Consider the following 21,518-nt stretch of genomic DNA (forward strand, 5'->3'; position numbering starts at 1 on the left):
TGCAATTGGAGTCTAAACTTTGTAGGGTGTTTCTTTTTGTTTTAAGAGCACGTCATGAAATTAACTGCCAAACTGTTACTCCCCTTGCTTAGCCTGCATTTTGCCTCAGCCCAGGCTGTGTGTGTGACCAATGAAACCGATTTTAAACTGTATTATGAGATCCAAAACCAGAATACCGGCTGCCCCGTCCCTAAAGAACGCTTCCACAGTGGGTATTTAAATGCGCACGAAAAACGTTGCCATGCCCATTCCCAATCCGAAGGCGATGATTGGAAAATCTACCGTAAGGATGTCATTACTGTCTATAAAATGGACCAGAATGGGCGTCAACTGGCCTGTAATAAACAGGTAGAAGGCATTCTTAATTTCCTGGAGGTGAGCTATCTGGCTAATCGCTGGTGGTGTCTTGATCGAAGCGACTACGAAGATTAAGGAGAGCCTGTGAGGACTGAGGATGCTCTGCCAAGGGTTGATGCTTCAGGGGAGAAGACATGAAAACCCTGGTTATCACAGGCGTCAGCCGCGGCATCGGACTGGCAACTGCCCGTTATTTTCTTGGAAAAGGCTGGAAAGTCATTGGCAGTTCAACACGTGGTATTTCTCCGCTGACGCATCCTTTATTAACCCTCTTGTCTCTTGATTTGGCAAACTCAACAGGCATTCAGACGTTTGCCCGAGCCTTGCCTGACTTTGATTTATTAATAAACAATGCTGCGGTGTTATTGGATTGGAATCAGGAGGCCGCCATTGACCTTTCTCTACTTAAAACCACCTTTGCCATCAATGTGTTTGGTACGATTGAATTGACCGAAGCCTGCCTCGGTAAACTCGCTCCACAGGGGAAAATCATCAATGTGTCTTCGAGTTGGGGGTCGTTTGCGGCCAATGATTCGCCTTATCAACCGCAGTACAAAATGTCCAAGGCTTGCCTTAACTTGTATACCAAGCTGTTAGCTGAGCGTTTTCCTTCCCGCGTGGTCGCCAGTTTTGATCCCGGCTGGGTAAAAACCGACATGGGCACAGAGACAGCGCCGACCCTGCCGTCCGAAGTGGCTGAGGAACTTTATACCCTGGCGGTGACTCTTAAGGAAAGTGGTTATTTCTGGCATCGCGGTCATAAAATTCCCTGGTAACGGGATTAACTGGCACTGGCGATGTAGCGCAGCACCAAACCTGTTTCGCGTTCACCGCGCTTCATTAAACCCTGATAAAATTTGATGATAATTTCAGCCCCTTTGGTTTTATCAAGTGACGCCGATTGAGGGTTCTGAAAGGTCAGTTCCACGGTGTTACCGCCGTATTCCGCAGCCAGGGTATCAAATAATTCGCCGAGGAGTGTCTGGGCTTCAAGAATCTCATGCCTTGAGAGAGCGGGGGCAGGGTGGTTAATGGCACTGACAATAATGTCTTCCTTGGCTTTAAGCAATTGGTTAATGTAGCTTTGGGAGGCTTTAACTAACTCATTCATTTCCGGTTCATTGGCAAATCGTTCGGGAAACTCGGAAATCAGTACCAGTTTGGGATTGATTTTGAACAAGTACTGATAAAAAACGAGCGTGCCTTTAATCTGGTTATAAAGCGCTTTATTTGAGGAGTAGACCGCGTATTTCATTACTTCGGCATTCACGAAGTCGCTGGTCTTATAGAGAATACGTTGCCCTTGATTGCTGAGAATGTCTTTCTTAACCTCTGCGACATAGCGATTGAACTCCACCGGTGATTTTTTGGCCAGCAACGCAAACAGGGGGCTTGCTTTTTTAATTTCATTTTCAAAATTGGCAGCCTGATAATAAGGGATCGCATAAGTACGGGTTAGAAACAAGGCAATCATCACCGCCAGAATAGTGAGCAGCGAAGCTGTCTTTTTCTCAAGGTTGGCATAATAGGAAAGTCCAGCGACAAGGACTGCGGCTAACACGCCTGCGAGAATGTAAATGAGAATAGTCATCATGAGCTCTTGTTTTTATTCTTGTCTAAAGAATAGTACATGGTGTTTAAATCGCAGGACTTTCTACTGTAGGGATGAGAATTTTTTTACGGGTTCTTCTTAAGGGGCTTACGGTGAGACGATTATCCACAAATTCTGTGGATAAGTCTGTGTATACGCTGTCATATGCTTTATAGTCTATAGTGATAAGCCAGAAGGGGCTAAAGGAGAAGAAGGGATGGGGATGGAACAAAAGATTGCGCAATTTTTTAGCTCAGAGGCCTATGCAGTGGTTGGCGCATCCAATGATCGCAATAAATTTGGTAATAAAGTGCTGCGTTGTTATTTACAACACCATAAAAACGTTTACCCTGTGCATCCAGCGGAAACCACTGTCGAAGGTCTGGCTGCTGTAAAAGCGGTGAGCCATTTGCCAGATACGGTGAAAAGTATTTCCATCGTCACGCCCCCGCCGGTCACTGAGAAAATCATTGCCGAGGCCATCGCGCGGGGGATTGAGAATGTATGGATACAACCCGGCGCTGAGAGCAGAAAGGCAATGGATGAGGCATTGCAGCATGGCTTAAATGTGATCGGCGGAGGGCCTTGTATTTTGGTGGCGCTTGGCTGCGCTCTTGAGTAATCGCTTATCAATTGAAAAGACAGGTTGAACGATGAATTTAAATCAGGACACACCGTCTGAAAGACTGTTTTCCTACGGAACATTGCGTTATGAGGCGGTTCAACTGGCCACCTTTGGGCGAACCCTTTCAGGTAAAGCCGATGCGCTTTGTGGTTATTCATTATCTATGGTGACAATTCATGATCCCGATGTGGTTGCGACCAGCGGAGATGTCCTTCACCCGATTCTGCATTATACCGGTAAACAGTCCGATTGCGTGGAAGGGATGGTTTTTTATGTCAGTCTTGAGGAATTGCAGCGGGCAGATGAATACGAAGTAGCCGAGTACCGGCGCGTTCAGGTTCAACTGGAGTCGGGAGAAGAAGCCTGGGTTTATGTCAGTGTGGAGGCGTTGAACACCTAGCTGTCTTAAGACTTTCGGCGATGGCCGACTCCCGCTTAGGTTTGATGCGGCTTGATGGGTTTAAAATCGCCGTTTTTCAAGACAATACCCCGATACAGCCCTTTGCATTCATTGGTACTCCACATCCCTTTGGTTACCCCTCGTGGTCCCCGTTTGAACAGGTAATAGTGAATGCGATCCTCCCACACTTTGCCCCGACTCAAGCCACGGGCCCGGAGTTCTCCCTGCATGAAATAAAAATCATTAATGGCACGGACGTGAAACGTCGCCTGGTCAAGAATAATGCCCCGATTGGTGATGATGGGGTGGGTGAGCGCGTCTTTTACGGTATGAACAAAGCGTCCGGGTGTGTGTTCATCGCAATAGGTTTGATTAACGTAACGTTGGGCGGGTTCTGCCTGATAATAAGTGCCTTGCCAGAGTGTTGTGTCATCCGGCGCGGCAAAAACAGGGCATAAATTAACCAAAACCAGACAACCAACCAGCCATTTCCCATTCATTCTTATTCAATTCCGTACTGCCATTTTGCGGGGCTGCATTGTAATCCATTTTTTTTAAAAAGTATAAAATCAGCGTAGCGGTTAATAATTCTGGCTTTTTAATGTTCTGTTAAGTTAGATTTGATATAAATGACTGTTCCAATCGATTGAAAACGCATGAGCTCTCCTGCTTTCATTATTGAAAACACCCTGGTTCAGGATAAAAAACGACAGGCGGCCATGCATGCTGCTGTCGATATTTCAGCCACGATGTTCAACTGTTTTTTTCATGCCTATGCCCTGCATCTGATGGCTACCGGTCAGCCTTTCCCTGAGGATTTGTTCATCACCCACGAGACAGACACCAGTGAGGTTAACGCGTTAAAGTCCATCGTCAGCAGTGAGCGTGACCTGTCCCTTTTTGAAGACTATGACCAGGTCAAGACTGGACTCAGGCAGGATCATCTGGCTGAAAAAGTGCTTGTGCTGGGAGTTTTATTTCGCAGCTGGTTTATTCATCGCGTCAAGGGCAACCCGAAAATGAAAGACCTGCTGTTTGATGGCAGGGATACGGTTGGCATTACCTTCTACCATTTAGTCGAAAGCTTTGATGCCGGTGAAGACTGGTTGAGGGAACAAATCAACGCATCAACGAACCATTACGAAGCCAATAAAATTTATTTCGATACACTGCACTTAAATCCGATCACGCGCAGTTCGGCCTTGTCCTTTTGGGAAAAAACAGGCTTTACCAATTACCTTCGATACCTCAATCAATCCGGGGTGAAGGTCTTTGTGCATGAAGCTGAATTTATGCTTCGCTTTAATGACATCTCCTACACGATTTATAATAAAATGGAGGGCTGCGTGTCTTCAGAAAGCAAGACTGGGGGACCTCATCTGGAGTTGGCGATTCATGCGGACTATGACCATTTTTATTTGATACCCAATGAGCGCACCGCGGATTTTCTTGAACATTACAGTGCCCAACACCGGCGAAGCCTCAGCGAGCGCAGTGACGTATTGAGTCTCGACGGTCACGACAAAGTGGCCTTGGCAAAAAAATCACCATTCTTGTTGCTGGCGGTCATGTTGCCAACGGCAGACCTGTCTGGAAAGACCCCACTGCAAGTCATGATTGAGCGGTTGCAGGAGTTAAAATCAGAAATGGCCTTGCGGCAGGACAAACCCCATTCTTTAGGGTTTTTTTCGGATGCAAAGAAAACCCTGAGCCAGGATTTAAACCACAAAACAATCCCTTCTGTCTCAGCAACAGCGGCTCATCCGTTGCAACTCTCATCGGATAGACCTCCCTTGGCAACAATGAAATCCGCCGTCACTCCTCACGCCTTAATTCCAGCGATGGGAAGCGTCAAGCCCATATCACCGGCAAGAAAAAAGAAGCGTCAGCAGTTGACGGAACAGGAAAAAAATTATCCTTATGCGTTGTATGAGCTGGAGCGGAAGGTACGGGAATTTAAAGAATTAAGCGAGGATGGAAGAAAAACCAAATACAAGGAGGCTTTCGATGAAATCGACGCCATGCATCAAAATTTACAACGCTTCTGGAATGATTACAGAGCGTCCAATAAAAAGGAGAAGGCTTATGAACTTTTCGCAGAGAAGTCACTCGCGGAGATTGCCAAAAACAGGAAGCGAATTGAACACCATCGCGGTTGTGGGCAAATTGTAACCAATCTGGTGCTGGGGATCCTGGGTGTCGTGATCTTTTATTTTGCCGCCTGTGCCATTAAATGGGCTATTAACAAGCATTTTTTCTTTAAACCAAAAACGGAGACGGCCACCATCATTCAAGTTCTTGTTGAAAATATGGAGAAGCTTAAGACAGCTGAAGCAGAGGAAGGGATTGACGAAGAGGTTATCAGTCTGGGATTAGGCAGTTAGTGCCTGCGTCCATTTAAGTAAATCGCCCGCCTGACGATAAATAAGGCAATTCAGGCAAAGGGACTAAGCTAAGCGCTTCTTTAGGATAACAGGATGCTTGATTCACAAAATGAAGAAAAAAATCTGGCTTCCAAATGGCGGCTGTTGTTTGTCTATCACTTTTACCGTCTGGGCTGTGTGCTGCTCTTTTTTGGCATATTAATCTACGATGCTCTTGGTTTTCACGAGTACAACTGGCTATTTATTGCACTGAATACCATGTACCTGGTGATGGCGCTGCTCTTTCTTTATTTACAGTACCTTCATCGCCCCGGCTTTAAGACGCAGGTCATCATCTCGGGAACCATGGACATCATTGCTCAGGCTTTACTCATCAGTCTGCTTGGTAATACCCGGTCCTGGCTAGGTATTCTGTTAAATGCGACCATTGCCGCGTTAAGTATTCTGGTGCCCGGACGTCTGGCCATTTTTTTTGCATCCATTGCCAGTTGCATGTTATTGGGTTTCAGTATCCTGCAATACATTCACAGTGACTCGGATAATTTAAGCACTTTCTTTTACAGTGGGGTTCATGGCGCCGGGATTTTTGCCACGGCAATTACCGCCTGGTACCTGGCTAACCGCGTCCGCGCCAGCGAAACACTGGCTGTGCATCGTAGCCACGAATTGGCCAGCATGCAGCGTATCAATGAATACATTGTCGAGCGGTTGCATTCCGGTGTGATTTATGTTGATGCCAATCAGACGATCAAATTAATTAATGGGGCAGCGCGTCAATTTTTTAACTGCCTGAAAACCCGGGATCTGACGACCATTGAGGAGTTGTCCCCGACTTTGGCTAAAAAATACCAGGACTACCTTAAAAAAATCACGGATAATTTCCGTCCCGCCAAAACCATCATTAACGATCCTTACCTGAGGGTTCATTTTTTTCCAACACCGGTTGGAACGAAGGTTGCGGTTTTAATCCTTTTAGATGACATGAGTGCGGTTTCACAGCAGGCACAACAATTGAAACTGGCGTCTTTAGGGCGTTTTTCCGCCAGCATCGCTCACGAATTGCGTAACCCTCTGGGGGCCATATCGCATGCCGTGCAACTGATGGGAGAAAATAACACTCTCACGGAAGAGGATTTGCGGCTTAAAGAATTGATTATTAATAATTGCCATCGCATGAATCGGGTGATTAAAAATGTCATGCAGCTGTCAAGGAGGGAGCAATCCCAACAGCAAATCATTGATTTAGCTTCTTTTCTTACTCAGTTTAAGCAGGATTTCTGTAGTCATTCGGCCTGTTTGATTCAAATCGAACTGCCAGACGCACCCCTTTTGCCTTTTCATTTCGATAAAAGCCAACTTGAGCAAATTTTGGTTATACTTTGTGATAATGCCATTCAACACGGAAAGAATAAAACAGGTCAGGCAGAAATTACCATTAAAGCCAGGCAAACGGAGCAAAATACGCAGTTAATGGTCTGTGATACCGGTCCGGGTGTGAAAGAATCCGTTATGGATGCCATTTTTGATCCATTTTTCAGTACGGTCAGAACCGGCTATGGTATGGGCCTTTATATTGCCCGTGATCTGTGCGAAATCAATCAGGCCAGCTTAAATGTGACGAATAGGGACCAGGGGTGTTGTTTTACCATCACCTTAAATCAGGCAAGTGAGATGCTATTATGAGTAAGACCAAGATCCTTGTGGTGGATGATGAACCGGACATCTGTGAATTGTTGTCGCTAACCTTAAAGCGCATGGGCTTAAATTGCGATACGGCCAATACTTATCAGCAAGGCATTCATTACATCAATTCAGAGGATTATTCCCTGGTCCTTACGGACATGCATCTCCCTGACGGTGATGGCATTGAACTCGTAAAATACATTCAAAAAAGCCGCCCACAGATTCCAGTGGCCGTCATCACGGCCTACGGTAACGTGGACGGTGCGGTCAATACGCTTAAGGCCGGGGCGTTTGATTACGTCTCCAAGCCAATCGATCTTCCCATGCTTAAGGATTTGGTAAAAACGGCCTTGTCCATGCAGCAAAAGCCCATGGTTTCACGCGATGATGTGCTGCTCGGCAATAGCCCCATCATGCAGGAATTAAGACAAAACATCGGTAAACTGGCTCGTAGTCAGGCGCCTGTCTTTATACTTGGCGAGTCCGGGGTAGGCAAGGAATTGGTGGCGCAGTTGATTCATAGCCAGGGACCGCGTGCCGAAAAACCCTTTATTCCGGTAAACTGCGGCGCTATCCCCTCGGAGCTCATGGAATCGGAATTTTTTGGCCATAAAAAAGGCAGCTTCACCGGCGCCATCGGTGACAAGTCCGGCCTGTTTGTGGCAGCCAATGGCGGCACCCTTTTTTTGGATGAGATTGCCGAGCTGCCCTTGGCCATGCAGGTAAAACTTTTACGGGCGATTCAGGAAAAAGCCATTAAGCCCATCGGCGAACACAATGAAATCCCTGTTGATGTACGGATTTTGAGCGCCAGTCATAAAAACCTGCAGAATGAAATTGCCTGCGGGCGATTCCGACAGGATTTGTATTACCGTGTCAATGTGATTGAATTGCGGGTGCCGACTCTCCAGGAACGGTTATCGGATATCCCACTGCTGGCCAACCACATATTGCAGCATTTGGCCGCTGAGCAGCATCGCCCCATGGAACCCTTGTCCAAGGCCTGTATTCAGGCTCTGCAGAATTATCATTTTCCCGGTAACGTGCGCGAGCTTGAAAACATTCTGGAGCGGGCAATGGCGATGTGCGAGGGGAATACCATCAGCGTGGAGGATTTGCATTTACCGGCAGCCCCCAGCATGCCTGTTGAAGATAAGACTGTACCGCAGCCTGTTACCCCCGTGCCGAAAAACCTCGATGGATCGCTTTACGAACATGAGAAAGAGTTGATTCTAAGCGCCCTTGAAAAAACAAAATGGAACCGCACAGCGGCGGCTAAACTGTTAGGGGTCAGTTTCAGAACATTAAGGTATCGCCTGAAGAAACTCGGCCTGGATTAAACCGGTATCGTTTCTGAACCGAGTGCGGTTTGTCCCGTCAGGGATTTTTTATAAACGAAGGTAATCGCTTGTCCATCCCAGACATAACTGTAGTGGCTTCCCTGTTTACAGCTGATGAGTGTTTTGGGTCGAAACAAGGCGAAATTTTTCCCCTCACCGCGTACGGAATGATAAACAAGACCATCGTCGCCGCGCTTCTTAACCGCGGCGCCAAGACCCTGGCCGAACTGATAATCCGTGCGATGATAAACCGGATGTGTTTCCGGATTAAGCGACAGCAGGTCGTAGAGGGTTGCGTTAAACTGCGCCACAAGGCCTCGCATGTCGATTTCCTGAGCCGGTTCGTGGGTGTATTGTAAAAAGCGCTGACGATGATACACCGTTTCCGCGATCGCCGTTTCCAATCGTTCCGCCGCATAAAAGATGCCATAATCGCCATTGGAAAAACGGCTGCCATCGGGGTTGGTGTGGGTAAAAGCCGCCATGATAAAACCGCTTCCCGTGGTGCCAAACACCCTTTCTTTTGCAGGCAGCAGGCTTAAATTACCAATTTCATCCTGAATACGCGGATTGGTCAGGGACTGCACCCTGTACAAGGCTTCGAACTCCGTGGCATCCGCCACATCCTCAAACAGTGAGATCGGAGGAAATTTGGAAGGAATTAAGCGATGGCAGCGCTGTGACGCAAACCCGGTCTTTTCCAATGTGTCGATGAGGGACATCATGCTTTACCGCCTCGCTCTGCATTTAAACGGCTGGCAATGGACCACAAGTCGACCACACGGCCTTGCATCATGATGGCCATGGCGGACTGGCCATTGAAAAAAGGCGCATGGTTTGGCTTTCGAACCCACCCATACACCGATTCGGGATGGGAAAAAAGGATGCGCAATGCCGCATGAATATTCAAAAGATAGGATAAACGTTCGGCCAAATCACGGCTTATCAGGGCCTTGTCCGGATCGCTTTTGTATTTAAACAGGGTGGAGCGTTTTAAACCCAGGAGCGTCTGCATTTCTTCGGTGCTGCAGTGCCATTTTTCAAGGATGGTCACGACTGCTTTAAAGGCGGCTTGCAAATCATTCATGGTTAATGGGCTATTCGCGGTAAAAGGTATCATCGTCGCTGTCCCTACTGGCTGTTCCTTAGTCTAAATATAGATTATTTTTTGCCTTTAGTCTATATATAGACTCATTGCTCCGCCATGAACCGGATGTCGTCTTTCAAGGCAGCGATGCGGGCATCCAGGTAATGATCCTTTCCTGTCAGCTTTTTAGCCACGTTCAATTGCCGTAGGGCGTCCCGCGATCGCCCTTGCAGCAGATTGCATTGGGCCTGGGTAAAATAGGCGTACCCTTTCTGGCGGGAAGCCGCCTGCGCCTGGGCTAAGGTTTCGCACAGGGGCAGGTCACGCTTGAATTGACGAAATCCCTTTAACAGAATGGCCGTGGCCTGTTCGGCTTGTCCGGCGGCAAGAAGGCCTTCGGCATAGGCCATCAGGGCGGCGTAATTCTCGGGGTAATTGGATTGCAGTTCCTTCAGTCGTTTTAACGCCGTATTAAACTGCCGATTGCCTGCCTCGGCTTCGGCCATGGCCACCTGATAAAAAAGATTGTCTTTATTTTCGGCGGTCAGACGGTGCAATTGAAGTTCGGCGTTGCTAAACTGATTGGCCTTCATCAAGGCCAGACTTTGCCCGTACTCGCACGCCGCTGCGGAATTATGCCTCCGGCATTCCTTCTGATAATAATCGAGCATCTGTTTGCTGTTTTCCGCGAGGCTGTTGCGGATGAGTTCTTTAAACAAATGATAATCAAGGCTGTCGGGGTAATTTTTATGCTTAACGTTGCCGCTGCGGTTCTCTGCTTCGGCAATGCGATCCTCATCCAGCGGGTGGGTGCGTAAAATGGCAGGGATGTTGTCCGTGTAATAATAGCGGGTGGCTTCCTGCATTTTTTTAAAAAACCCGGCCATGCCGCGCGGATCAAACCCCGCTTTGATGAGCATGGCAATGCCGATACGATCCGCTTCTTTCTCGTTGGCACGGGTAAAATTGATATTGTCCTGGGCAAACCCGGTAATCGATGCCATCATGGCGCCGCCCGCAAGCGTTGGGTTGATGGCGCCCAGTGCCACGGCGGCAAGCATGGAGGCCAGCATGGGGACGCGCATTTGTTTTTGATGTTGAATCATACGATAAAGATGGTGCAGCCTGACGTGGGCAATTTCATGTGCCATCACCGCGGCGAGTTCGCTTTCATTCTGGGTGGCAAGAATCAGTTGGGTATTGATGCCTATATAGCCACCGGGACCTGCAAAGGCGTTTATTTCATTGGATTTAACAATGAAAAAATAAGGCAGGGGCATGCGGGCAAACTGGGATAAGCGTTTACCTAAATGATTAATGTATTGCGTCGCGAGCGGGGTGCGGACCACGAGATCCGATTGATTAATCAATTGCCTGAATTCCTTTTCAAGCTCCTCAAGCTCACTGGTCGAGTAGGGACTGAAGGCCTGCGCTGTGCTGTTGCCAAAGCCCATGGAGAGGATGATAACCAGCGTGAACGCATGACGGATGAATCTCCCTGTAACCCTTTGAAAACCGCGTGTCATTCCTCATCCTCTCGTAGATATCCGGGAAAACCATGGATTATAATAAAACAGTCCGCCCGTCATGGCAAAAATTTAACATAAATCCCTGACAAAGCGAGGGATTCCCTTGTGTTTTCATGATCAATACTACTCAGAAATTGAATAATTTGTTATCATGTTTGGATTTTTAGAGTCATCGGTTTATCTATGCACAATTCCTTTATGCTTAAAGCGCTTGATCAGGCAAGGTTAGGCAAGGGTTTTTGTGCACCCAATCCCAGTGTCGGCGCCGTGGCAGTGCGCGGGCAGGTGATTATTGCTGCCGGGTATCACGCCGGGCCAGGGAAACCGCATGCCGAGCAGGAAGTGCTTAAGCAATTGTCAGGCAATCTGGGGGATGTGACATTGTACGTCACCCTCGAGCCCTGCAACCATTGGGGGAAAACGCCGCCCTGTGTCGAGGCCATTATTCAGGCAGGCGTCGGGCGGGTTGTTTATGGATTTGCCGACCCCAACCCCCTGGTGGCGGCCAATAATACCCCTGCCTTGTTACGTCAGCATGGCATTGAGGTCATGGCTTGTCCTTTGCCTGAAATTGATGCGTTTTATCAAAGCTATTCCTATTGGACGCTGACGAAAAAGCCCTGGGTTACCGCGAAAATAGCACAAAGCCTCGATGGCAAAATCGGAGGACCGAACGGTGAAAGGGTGCGGCTTTCCAATGACGCCTGCGCCGAATTTACTCACACCCAGCGGCTTCATAGCGACATTCTATTAACCACGGCAAAGACTGTCCGTAACGACAATCCCCGTCTTGATGTGCGGTTGCCCGGATACACTGGTTCAAAGCCCATTGCCATCCTGGATCGCACCCTGGGCTTAACCGCTGATGCGGCTGTTTTTACTACCGCCGGATATTGCCATGTTTTTCACGACGAAACGATCGCCGTGAAAAACCCCTTTCCCCGTTGTACCTACCATGCCATCAGCAGCCGGGAAGGGCGCCTGGATTTAAGCGCCGTGATTGCGCGGCTCGGGGCTTTAGGCTATCACGATGTCTGGGTTGAAGCCGGTGGGCGGTTGTTTTCTGCCCTGCATGAGCAATACCTGGTGAATACCACGCTGGTTTATCTCGTGCCAGAAGTATTAGGTGAATCCGCAGGCAATGGTTATCATGGCGGTCAGATTTTAAAGGGCAGGCGTTCTGTTTCGTGGCTGGCGAAGGAAGACAACATGATATTGCGTCTGGATTGGTTGGAGAAGTAATGTTTACCGGACTTATAGAAGAAAAAGCGCAGGTCATAAGTAACGAACCGGCTTCGGGGGGCAGGCGCCTGTGCCTGCATTCGCCATTTAAAGCGCTGCAAAGCGGTGAGAGCATTGCAGTGAATGGCGTCTGTCTCACTCATCAGTCAGAGGACGCTTTAAGTCTGGTTTTTGATGTTTCACCCGAAACGCTGGCTAAAACAACCCTGGGCCAACTGAAAACAGGGGATTTAGTCAATCTCGAACGTGCCATGCTGGCGCATGCCCGGTTTGGCGGCCACTATGTCAGCGGCCACGTCGACACGACAGCCGGTTTGGCCACAATGAAAAATGTCGGTGACTATTATGAAATTCAGGTGAATGAGTTTGATGCGGATGCCCGGCTGTATATGCTCCCCAAAGGCAGTATTACCCTGGATGGTGTGAGTTTAACCATTAATACGGTCACCCCGAATGCCATTCATCTGATGCTGGTGCCGCATACACTCAAGGTGACGACCCTGGGAAACCTTAAACCCGGTCATCGTTTTAACGTGGAATTTGATTATTTGACTCGAATTGTTGCTCATCAACTCAGCATTTCGGGCCAGTTAAAGAATGAGGTTTATTCATGACGAGTCCTTTTGCCAGTATTGAGCACGCAATCGACACTTTAAAGGCAGGGCGCATGATCATGCTCCTTGATGATGAAAACCGTGAAAACGAGGGGGATCTGGTGATTGCAGCGCAGCATGCCACGCCAGAAGCCATTAATTTCATGTCGCGATTTGGACGCGGTTTAATCTGCCTGCCCATGGCGGGTGAACTGATTGATAAATTGCAGTTGCCCATGATGGCCACCCATAATCGCTCGCCGTATGGCACGGCGTTCACCGTCTCCATAGAGGCTGCCCGCGGGGTGTCAACGGGCATTTCCGCCAATGATCGGGCCCACACCATTAAGGTCGCTATTGATGCGGCCAGCAGCGCGGCTGACATTATTTCCCCCGGGCATGTTTTTCCGTTGCGCGCGAAAGAAGGCGGTGTATTGAAACGTCAGGGCCAGACCGAGGGCAGCGTCGATCTGGCAAGGCTTGCCGGATTGACGCCGGCCGCGGTAATTTGTGAAATCATCAATGACGATGGCACCATGAGCCGCCGTGACGAACTCGCTGTTTTTTCACAACAACACAATATTCCCATGGTCACTATCCGCGACCTGATTGATTACCGCATACGCCATGAAACACTGGTGGATGCCGCCGCAGAAACCACCATTCCCCTGCAGGATCACGGGCCTTTTTCCATGACTGTTTTCAGCAACGAACTGGATGATGCCGAACATTTTGCCCTGGTAAAAAAGCCGGTGGTTGCCAATCAGGTGCCTTTGGTGCGCATTCATTCCGAGTGCATTACCGGGGACGTGTTTGGTTCCTGTAAATGCGATTGTGGCGCGCAATTGCAGCGTTCCTTAAGCCTGATTGCCAAAGAGGGTGGGGTGCTGATTTATTTGCGTCAGGAAGGACGTGGCATTGGTCTGGCCAATAAATTAAAAGCTTACGCCCTGCAGGATCAAGGTCTGGATACCGTGGATGCCAACTTAAAACTGGGATTTCCGGCCGACAACCGTGACTATGCTATCGGTTTTCAGATTCTTAAGTACTTAGGCATTGATGTTCTGCGCTTAATCACCAATAATCCGCAAAAACTTGCGGGCATCAGGAAATTTGGCTTAACCATCAGCGAGCGCGTGCCTTTAGCCATTGAGCCTTCAAACGAGAATCGTAACTATTTAAAGACCAAGCAAACCAGGCTGGGTCACTTAATGACTGTGGATTAGGATGACTGATGAAAGAGATTGATGAAACAACGGCTGAACGCAGCCCTTCTTTTCCGGTGGCCTTAGTAGTAAGCCAGTTTAATCGTGACGTAACCACTGAATTAAAGAAAGGTGCGATTGAGCGTTTATTGCAGGCAGGATTCCATGACCATGATTTACTGGTTGTGGAGGTCCCGGGCGCTGTTGAAATTCCGCTGGTTGCCCAACGTCTCGCGGCAAAAGGGCAGGTGCAGGCCATTATTGCTCTGGGCGCTGTTATTCGCGGCGAAACCACGCATTATGACTATGTCTGCGAACAGGTCAGCAATGGCTGCCAGCGGGTAGCGCTGGATCATAACCTGCCCGTTGTTTTTGGGGTATTAACCACTGAAAATGACGCCCAGGCCTGGGATCGTCTGGGCGGCAGTCACGGCCATAAAGGACAGGATGCAGCCGATTGCGCGATAGCCATGCATACCATCCTCAAACAACTTTAAGCGCGCGAACTTAAGCGGGTTGATTAGGATTTATAGCGGCTTTTAATAAAAAAGTGTGTTATTTATGCTCTTCTTTTGCTAAAATTAAATCCCGTTTATATGCAAAATTAATTACTTCGCCCATCCAGGCGGACAGCATTCCAAACGGGGTCACTTATGACAAATTATATCTTCATTACCGGCGGCGTAGTTTCTTCTTTGGGTAAAGGCATCGCAGCCGCTTCATTAGCCGCAATTCTTGAAGCACGCGGGTTAAGCGTTACCCTCATTAAGCTTGATCCCTACATTAACGTTGATCCTGGCACCATGAGCCCTTTCCAGCATGGGGAAGTGTTTGTGACGCATGATGGCGCAGAGACGGATCTTGATCTTGGCCATTATGAACGCTTTGTTCGTACAACCATGACGAAAAGGAATAACTTTACCACCGGGAAAATTTACGAGACAGTGATTAAAAAAGAACGGCGCGGGGATTACCTCGGGGGCACCGTTCAGGTTATTCCGCACATAACCAACGAAATCAAGCGTTCGATTAAGATGGGTGCGGAAGGCTTTGACATCGCCATGATCGAAATTGGCGGCACGGTCGGGGACATTGAATCCCTGCCTTTCCTGGAAGCCATTCGTCAGATGCGCATGGAGTTGGGAAGCCAGCATGCCCTGTTTATTCATCTGACCTTGGTTCCCTATATTCCTACCTCGGGAGAAACCAAGACCAAGCCTACCCAGCATTCCGTCAAGGAACTTCGTTCCATCGGCATACAGCCTGACATCCTTATCTGCCGTTCTGAAAAAGCATTGTCCATGAGTGATCGGGAAAAAATTGCCTTGTTCACCAACGTCGAAAAGGAAGGGGTTATTTCCCTTGAAGACGCCAAAACCATTTACCAGATTCCGATGATTCTGCATGAGCAGGGGTTGGATGAAATCGTAGTTAAAAAACTGAATCTTGAGTTAAAGCCTGCTGATTTAAGCGAGTGGAAAACGGTGGTTGAAAAGCAGGCCATGCAGAACAAGACCATTAAAGTCGCCATGGTGGGTAAATACACCGAATTGAATGACGCCTACAAATCCATTAATGAAGCCCTGTTGCACGCCGGTATTCATACCCAAACCAAAGTGGAGATTGTTTACATCGATGCCGAACAGATTGAAAAACAGGGAGTTGACCAGTTACGCGAGGTGGATGCCATTTTAGTACCGGGCGGTTTTGGCCCTCGAGGCATCGAAGGCAAAATTCGCGCTATTCAGTATGCGCGTGAGCAAGGCGTGCCTTTCCTGGGGATTTGCCTTGGCATGCAAACGGCTGTGATTGAGTTCGCCCGCCATGTTGCGGGATTGACGGGTGCCAATTCCACTGAATTCAACAACAAGACGCCTCATCCCGTCATTGGTTTAATCAGCGAATGGGCTGAAGCCGATGGCCGCATTAATGTCCGGGATGAACACACCGACCTCGGAGGCACCATGCGCCTTGGCGCCCAGGCGTGTTTGCTCGACCCTCAGTCGCTGGCTTACCGTGTTTATGAAAAGAACGATCAGATTATGGAACGTCATCGCCACCGTTATGAAGTCAATAATCAATACATTGACCAGTTGACTCAGGCTGGATTAGTTATTTCCGGACGTTCAGGAGACAAATTGCTGGTTGAAATGATTGAGCTGCCTAATCATCCCTGGTTTATTGCCTGCCAATTCCATCCCGAGTTTACCTCCACGCCGCGTGATGGCCATCCGCTGTTTAAGCAATTTGTATTGGCGGGACGTAACCACCACCAAGAAAAGGATAAAGCATGAATTTATGTGGTTTTAAAGCCGGGCTGGATGCCCCGTTGTTTTTAATTGCGGGACCCTGTGTGATCGAAAGCGAGAGCATGGCGCTTGAGACTGCCGGGTATTTAAAGGAACTCTGTCAGCAATTGCAATTACCTTTTATTTACAAGTCGTCGTTTGATAAAGCCAACCGTTCGTCGGCGAGCAGCTACCGTGGACCCGGCTTTGAAAAAGGCTTGTTCATTCTGGAGAAAGTGAAGCAGCAAATCGGTGTGCCGGTATTAACCGACGTGCATGAAGATACCCCCTTACTGGAAGTGGCGAGCGTGGTTGATGTGTTGCAAACCCCTGCCTTTTTATGCCGCCAGACCAATTTTATTCAAAAAGTGGCCGCAATGAACAAGCCGGTCAATATTAAAAAGGGACAGTTCCTTTCGCCCTGGGAGATGAAGCATGTGGTGGCTAAAGCCAAAGCCACAGGCAACGAGCAAATCATGGTGTGTGAACGAGGCGTGAGCTTTGGTTATAACAACCTGGTTTCGGACATGCGCTCACTTCAGATCATGCGCGAAACCCAGTGCCCGGTGATTTTTGATGCGACCCACTCCGTGCAGTTGCCTGGCGGCAACAATGGCATGTCAGGCGGTCAGCGTGAGTTTGTGCCTGTATTAGCCAGAGCTGCAACGGCAGCGGGGATCTCAGGTCTTTTCATGGAAACTCACCCTGATCCGGACAAGGCGCTGAGTGACGGACCGAACACTTGGCCGCTCGATAAAATGAAGCCTTTACTGGAAAGTCTGATGGCCCTTGATCGGGTTTTTAAACGCGGTCCTGATTTGTTTTAATGATGGCCGATCGAGTAGAATGTAAGGGCGTTTCCACATAAACCCCCTCTCGCAACGCGAGAGGGATGCTCCCACGACCAAAACCCATGTACTGCTTATTTCATGTAATCAACCGACTGGGGAAAGCTGATGAAATTTTTAGTGATTTGCTTTTCTCTGGATTGATTAGGATTGGCCCCGTTACACCATTGACTGGATTTAGGATGCTTCTGGCCACGCTTATCCATCACCGTACAGCTCGCTTTATCGACTATCTCGGATTTGTTAAACGGACATTGGGACGGATTGGCCGAATCAGGGCATTTGTCAAATCTGGCGTTAACAACAAAGGTATACACATTGTCATTGATGTCAGTAAAGCTGATCTTGATAGGGTAACTGGCCACATTACCCACCCTAAAGCCGGCAATCTGACTGTTGCCTGGCATGATGACGTTTTGATTCACTTTGGTGCAGGACAGGTTGTCAGTGGTCTGGTTGAACACACAGACACCGTATTTTTTCAACAAGGGGGTGCTGATTTTATTCACCATAACTTGAGGCACGCCCATGGCCACTGAAAAACCATCCGCATAGTTAAACTGATGTTTGTTTTCAAGTCCACCTGGGCCCCCCACTGTAAAAATCAATCCGTCGCCCAGCTCGCTCATGAAACCCACTGCATCATCCACGGAAAACCCATAGGCATCCATGGCAAGGTAATCGGGTGCATGGATCAATTTAACGTAAGGGTTAAATAGAAATGCGTTGTCTGTTGTTTCCTGGTAATTGTATTGCAGTTCATGGATGTACATGGACTGGATTTCGGCATGCCCCTTGCCATCCACTTTCGCCGTTGACGCCAGGGGATTGGCTGCCGCCCCGCAACCTTCATTGAAGGGAACCCACCCGTAAATGTGTTTCATGGCTTCCCAGTAAGTAAAGGGAACGGGTTTGGTGACATTGTTGTCCAGTTTGCACTGGCCAGCATTAAACATGGCTTCATACTGGCTGTGGTTTTGCTTGAAAAAGCGTTGCACCAGATCAAATTTTTTCTGCAATTCTTCAGGGCAGTTCACCTGTTCGTTGACGTATTGGCTGATGTCTTCATCCCAGGTGACGCAGGAGCCCCAGAGATTCTGAATTCGTTGCACAGCCTGCCCAAAATGAAGCGATTTTTTCTCTTCTTCACTGCATTGATCGCCCTGGGATTTATCCTGACATTTTTTAACAGTTAACACGGGCGGGAAGCCGTCTTTGGGTTTGACTGGAGCGTTGTCTGTGGGCGGCAGCGTACCAAATCGTTGGGCGAATATATTGTAGCCGCCCGGAAGTTTTAATTCATCAAGGTTATAGACTGGCCAGCCATTGCCAATGTCGGTGTTTAAAAATTGTGCCAGGTGATTCCTGAAATCCGATAACAACTGCGTCGAGCCGCTGTAGCCGATGTAGGGGTTATTTTTAGGGCCAATGGCAATCGGGAGGTACACGTGATCCACATAGGAAATGTTGTATCCGACATTTTCCGGTTTTAAAAGCCGGACGCTCTGGCCCGGGGGAATGATGGAATCCCCAAAGGTGAATTCGGAAAGCTGGGCATAAATATTTTCAGGAAACTGCGTGTCACTGGAATAGATGGTTAGTGTGCATGCAGTTCCTTTGCCAGAACAGGAGACGCCCTCTGCCTTAGCACTGAGGAGTTGGTCGCCGCTATCCCGCAGGTTTTGTGATTTATCAGCCAGCACAACGCGTCCGCCATTCCACCAGGTAATGTACTTGCCATTGGCAATCCGACTGAACAGGGGCAGGGTGATGGTCACCGAGGAGCCGGGTGCGATGCCCTGATCCTCATTGACATACAATTTGTACACTTTATCGGTTGGGTAAGGGGAGGATGTGCGCAGACATCCTTGAATCCATTCATTCACGGCGTTTTTACTGGTGGAGATGACCGGGTAGATGACTGCTTCCGAATTATTATAAACCGTGATGGTTTTGGGTTTGACCGTAAACGACTGGTTATCATAATCTTTGCATTCGACCGCATAGGCATTGGAGAGTAAGGACAGAGTGATACAGCTTGTTGTGGCAATTAATTTAATCATGGGCCGCTCTGTTATTTATGTGTCAGGTTTAATATAGCACAGGGCGTGCTTTTTAAGACCAATGATCCGGTGTCTTTACAAAAAATTTAGTTTACTTTGGGAAAATGAAAGCAGGGATTGAAACAATAGAAAATTGGCGGAGAGGCAGGGATTCGAACCCTGGGAAGGTTGCCCTTCAACGGTTTTCAAGACCGCCGCAATCGACCGCTCTGCCACCTCTCCGACAGTGCGAAATACTATCGTAAGCCCAAGTGTATTGCAAATTATTTTTTAATGAATTTGCAAAAGAAAAGAGTGGTCAATTCATCCTTTCGAGAGTTCGCAAATTGTTGCAGGATGGGTATAATGGGCGGCATTTGCAAAGTATTGCCGTCCCATGGCGGCGAGCGTTTTACAGGGTGTTAATAAATGAAACAATTAAAAGCGGTAGTCCTGATAAGCCTAATTTTATTTCTTGGTGCCTGTTCCAAATGGGGACGCGATGATGACGACAACGGCCCCTACAAGGGCATGAGCGCCAAACAGTTGTTTGATCAGTCAAAAGACGCGATTGCCAAAGGGCAGTATCAAACCGCTTCCAAACGCCTCGAAGCCCTGGAATCCATGTACCCCTTCAGTGAATACGCTGAGCAGGCGCAACTGGATTTGATCTATGCCTACTACCAAAATGGTGATTACGCATCGACTGCAGCGACGGCAGACCGCTTTATTCACCTTTATCCGCGCGCCCAGCACGTGGATTATGCCTACTACATGAAAGGTCTGGCTAACTTTAATCAACCTCGCGGCTCTTTTGCCAATGTTATCCCCCTCGATGAATCCATGCGGGATGCAGGCACCCAGGCGCAGGCTTACAGTGATTTTGCGGCATTAATCGAACGTTTTCCCAACAGCCGTTATAAACCCAATGCCTTGCAGCGCATGATTTATTTAAGAAATACTTTTGCGCAAAGAGAACTGAATGCATCGAAATATTTCTTTGAGCGTAAAAAATACGTGGCCGCGGCCGAGCGTGCGAGCTATTTAGTCAAAAACTACCCGCAGGCGCCTGCCGCTCAGCCGGGGTTGGTGTTGCTGTATAAATCCAATCTGGCTTTGGGATTAACAAAAGCAGCGGCTGATGCCCTGGCAGTTTACAATGCCACATACCCGAACCAACCCCTCAATGACAGCGCGCTCAGTTAAAAAAGGGCTTCGCCACGCAGTCTGTGGGCTGTTGGCTCTGCTATTCAGCAGCCAGGGTTGGTCCAGTCCAGCCCTGACTGCTGAAGACATTCCTTCCTTACGCCGCGACTACCAGCTTTATCAGGCCTGGTCTTTAGGCAGAAATTATTATTTTGGCACCACGCTGAAAAAAGATCGTATCATGGCGCTTGCCTGGCAACTGATTTATGTTGGCTTACTGCCCGAGCGGTATCCGGATAAAAACACACTGCTTTCTTTTTACCAACAGGGCTTATCCAGTTCCCAACACGCCGAAGCTAAAAACAAGGCGGCCTTGCTTAAGGAGAAATATCACCTGACTGACACCCTGAGTGAAGCGCAACTGGCTATAGCCTATCGCGTGCGCGACGAAGTGAATGCCTGGGATAAACTGCATCTGGAGTTGCCACCCGAAGCAGTCAGTGCCCACTTTAACCACTGGTTGCAATGGCTTGCCGAGCGAGGCAACAGGGAGTTGGCATTGTTGCTGGATGAGCAGGCCAGCCAACTGAGCCGGGAGAAAAAATTTCCTATCGTGTACGGGCAAGTGATTATTCGGGGACCGGAGCCCCTGGGCATGGTGCAGAGCAATGTACCCTTGGACCCGGAGGGTTATTTTGTGGCTCAGGCAGCCGAACGTTCGTTGACGTTCGCGCTCCCAGGCTATCAACCCGTCGTCATTCCAGTGGATAATCGGTCAATTCAGCGTGTGGGGCCAGTGGTATTGGTCAAGCGTTCACACAGCCCGGGCACTGGCGTCGTAGGTCGCGTGCTTCCCTGGCGTGGGCTGCAATACGGTAATATTGTATTAACCCTGGATGAAACCAATACCATCAAACAATCCGATCCCTGGTATCATCCCGTCATCCCGTTAACCGTGACACCGGCCGGTGAATTTTATGCGACCGGGTTGGTACCGGGAAAATACCATCTCTACATCACCACAGCGGGGGTTTCCACCGCCATTCACTTCACGGCGAAAGAAGGGGAAATTCGCGGTCTGTCGCTGATTGATTTACGGGCCAGGGCAGGGGAAAGTATGGCAGGGAAAGCGTGAGCCACCCCTGCCGCCCCATGCGG

21 protein-coding genes and 1 tRNA gene are annotated in these 21,518 nt (G+C 48.7%); 15 read left to right on the top strand and 7 right to left on the bottom strand.

The window, feature by feature from the left end; genetic code table 11:
* Window positions 1–54: 54 nt before the first annotated feature.
* Complete coding sequence (locus tag GH742_RS06945) at window positions 55–432, top strand: hypothetical protein (protein ID WP_203456694.1); 378 nt, start codon at window positions 55–57, stop codon at window positions 430–432.
* 59 nt (window positions 433–491) lie between these two features.
* A complete protein-coding gene (locus GH742_RS06950; RefSeq protein WP_203456695.1) occupies window positions 492–1,133 on the top strand; it encodes an SDR family NAD(P)-dependent oxidoreductase in 642 nt (213 codons plus the stop codon).
* Between the two features lie 5 nt (window positions 1,134–1,138).
* Here GH742_RS06950 and GH742_RS06955 read toward each other — a convergent pair whose 3' ends face one another.
* Window positions 1,139–1,951: a hypothetical protein gene (locus GH742_RS06955; protein WP_203456696.1), complete on the bottom strand. Its 813-nt coding sequence runs from the start codon at window positions 1,949–1,951 to the stop codon at window positions 1,139–1,141.
* 220 nt (window positions 1,952–2,171) lie between these two features.
* On the opposite strand from GH742_RS06955, the gene GH742_RS06960 reads away from it, so the two are divergent.
* Both GH742_RS06960 and GH742_RS06965 read left to right on the top strand, forming a co-directional pair.
* Entirely contained in the window at window positions 2,172–2,570 is a 399-nt protein-coding gene (locus tag GH742_RS06960) for a CoA-binding protein (protein WP_203456697.1), read from the top strand.
* A 31-nt stretch (window positions 2,571–2,601) separates the two neighbouring features.
* Window positions 2,602–2,973, top strand: coding sequence for a gamma-glutamylcyclotransferase family protein (locus tag GH742_RS06965; RefSeq protein ID WP_203456698.1), 372 nt, complete (start codon window positions 2,602–2,604; stop codon window positions 2,971–2,973).
* 35 nt (window positions 2,974–3,008) lie between these two features.
* On the opposite strand, the gene GH742_RS06970 is transcribed toward GH742_RS06965, so the two are convergent.
* Window positions 3,009–3,473 (bottom strand): hypothetical protein, encoded by a 465-nt coding sequence (locus tag GH742_RS06970; protein WP_203456699.1) that lies wholly within the window; start codon window positions 3,471–3,473, stop codon window positions 3,009–3,011.
* A 156-nt stretch (window positions 3,474–3,629) separates the two neighbouring features.
* Between GH742_RS06970 and GH742_RS06975 the strand changes: the two genes are divergently transcribed.
* From GH742_RS06975 to GH742_RS06985, 3 genes are all read left to right on the top strand, one after another.
* Window positions 3,630–5,357 (top strand): hypothetical protein, encoded by a 1,728-nt coding sequence (locus GH742_RS06975; protein WP_203456700.1) that lies wholly within the window; start codon window positions 3,630–3,632, stop codon window positions 5,355–5,357.
* Between the two features lie 93 nt (window positions 5,358–5,450).
* Window positions 5,451–7,040 carry a PAS domain-containing sensor histidine kinase gene (locus GH742_RS06980; protein ID WP_203456701.1) on the top strand — a complete coding sequence of 530 codons (1,590 nt, stop codon included), beginning with the start codon at window positions 5,451–5,453 and terminating at the stop codon, window positions 7,038–7,040.
* Window positions 7,037–8,380 (top strand): sigma-54 dependent transcriptional regulator, encoded by a 1,344-nt coding sequence (locus GH742_RS06985; RefSeq protein ID WP_203456702.1) that lies wholly within the window; start codon window positions 7,037–7,039, stop codon window positions 8,378–8,380. Before GH742_RS06980 ends, GH742_RS06985 begins: the two co-directional genes overlap by 4 nt.
* On the opposite strand, the gene GH742_RS06990 is transcribed toward GH742_RS06985, so the two are convergent.
* The 3 genes from GH742_RS06990 to GH742_RS07000 form a co-directional block, all read right to left on the bottom strand.
* Complete coding sequence (locus GH742_RS06990; protein ID WP_239005304.1) at window positions 8,377–9,105, bottom strand: RES family NAD+ phosphorylase; 729 nt, start codon at window positions 9,103–9,105, stop codon at window positions 8,377–8,379. The two genes, GH742_RS06985 and GH742_RS06990, sit on opposite strands and share 4 nt — an antisense overlap.
* A complete protein-coding gene (locus GH742_RS06995) occupies window positions 9,102–9,500 on the bottom strand; it encodes an MbcA/ParS/Xre antitoxin family protein (protein WP_203456703.1) in 399 nt (132 codons plus the stop codon). Before GH742_RS06995 ends, GH742_RS06990 begins: the two co-directional genes overlap by 4 nt.
* A gap of 71 nt (window positions 9,501–9,571) precedes the next feature.
* Window positions 9,572–10,921, bottom strand: coding sequence for a M48 family metalloprotease (locus GH742_RS07000; protein ID WP_239005322.1), 1,350 nt, complete (start codon window positions 10,919–10,921; stop codon window positions 9,572–9,574).
* A gap of 258 nt (window positions 10,922–11,179) precedes the next feature.
* On the opposite strand from GH742_RS07000, the gene ribD reads away from it, so the two are divergent.
* From ribD to kdsA, 6 genes are all read left to right on the top strand, one after another.
* Window positions 11,180–12,238 (top strand): bifunctional diaminohydroxyphosphoribosylaminopyrimidine deaminase/5-amino-6-(5-phosphoribosylamino)uracil reductase RibD, encoded by a 1,059-nt coding sequence (gene ribD, locus GH742_RS07005; protein WP_203456705.1) that lies wholly within the window; start codon window positions 11,180–11,182, stop codon window positions 12,236–12,238.
* Window positions 12,238–12,852 (top strand): riboflavin synthase, encoded by a 615-nt coding sequence (locus GH742_RS07010; RefSeq protein WP_203456706.1) that lies wholly within the window; start codon window positions 12,238–12,240, stop codon window positions 12,850–12,852. The genes ribD and GH742_RS07010 overlap by 1 nt, the downstream gene beginning before the upstream one ends.
* On the top strand, window positions 12,849–14,057 hold the full coding sequence (locus GH742_RS07015) for a bifunctional 3,4-dihydroxy-2-butanone-4-phosphate synthase/GTP cyclohydrolase II (RefSeq protein WP_203456707.1): 1,209 nt from the start codon (window positions 12,849–12,851) through the stop codon (window positions 14,055–14,057). Before GH742_RS07010 ends, GH742_RS07015 begins: the two co-directional genes overlap by 4 nt.
* A gap of 8 nt (window positions 14,058–14,065) precedes the next feature.
* Window positions 14,066–14,533 carry a 6,7-dimethyl-8-ribityllumazine synthase gene (ribH, locus tag GH742_RS07020; protein ID WP_203456708.1) on the top strand — a complete coding sequence of 156 codons (468 nt, stop codon included), beginning with the start codon at window positions 14,066–14,068 and terminating at the stop codon, window positions 14,531–14,533.
* A gap of 156 nt (window positions 14,534–14,689) precedes the next feature.
* Window positions 14,690–16,330 carry a CTP synthase gene (locus tag GH742_RS07025; protein ID WP_203456709.1) on the top strand — a complete coding sequence of 547 codons (1,641 nt, stop codon included), beginning with the start codon at window positions 14,690–14,692 and terminating at the stop codon, window positions 16,328–16,330.
* Window positions 16,327–17,151, top strand: coding sequence for a 3-deoxy-8-phosphooctulonate synthase (kdsA, locus tag GH742_RS07030; protein WP_203456710.1), 825 nt, complete (start codon window positions 16,327–16,329; stop codon window positions 17,149–17,151). Before GH742_RS07025 ends, kdsA begins: the two co-directional genes overlap by 4 nt.
* Before the next feature lie 95 nt (window positions 17,152–17,246).
* Here the strand turns inward: kdsA and GH742_RS07035 are convergent, their stop codons facing one another.
* Window positions 17,247–19,235: a hypothetical protein gene (locus GH742_RS07035; protein WP_203456711.1), complete on the bottom strand. Its 1,989-nt coding sequence runs from the start codon at window positions 19,233–19,235 to the stop codon at window positions 17,247–17,249.
* Window positions 19,236–19,369: 134 nt separating this feature from the next.
* Window positions 19,370–19,457: transfer RNA gene (locus GH742_RS07040), tRNA-Ser, on the bottom strand.
* Window positions 19,458–19,643: 186 nt separating this feature from the next.
* Between GH742_RS07040 and GH742_RS07045 the strand changes: the two genes are divergently transcribed.
* Entirely contained in the window at window positions 19,644–20,420 is a 777-nt protein-coding gene (locus GH742_RS07045) for an outer membrane protein assembly factor BamD (RefSeq protein ID WP_203456712.1), read from the top strand.
* On the top strand, window positions 20,401–21,495 hold the full coding sequence (locus GH742_RS07050; protein WP_203456713.1) for a hypothetical protein: 1,095 nt from the start codon (window positions 20,401–20,403) through the stop codon (window positions 21,493–21,495). The genes GH742_RS07045 and GH742_RS07050 overlap by 20 nt, the downstream gene beginning before the upstream one ends.
* Window positions 21,496–21,518: the final 23 nt, after the last annotated feature.

Origin of the sequence: Legionella sp. MW5194, assembly GCF_016864235.1 — a bacterium.
GTDB lineage: Bacteria > Pseudomonadota > Gammaproteobacteria > Legionellales > Legionellaceae > Legionella_C.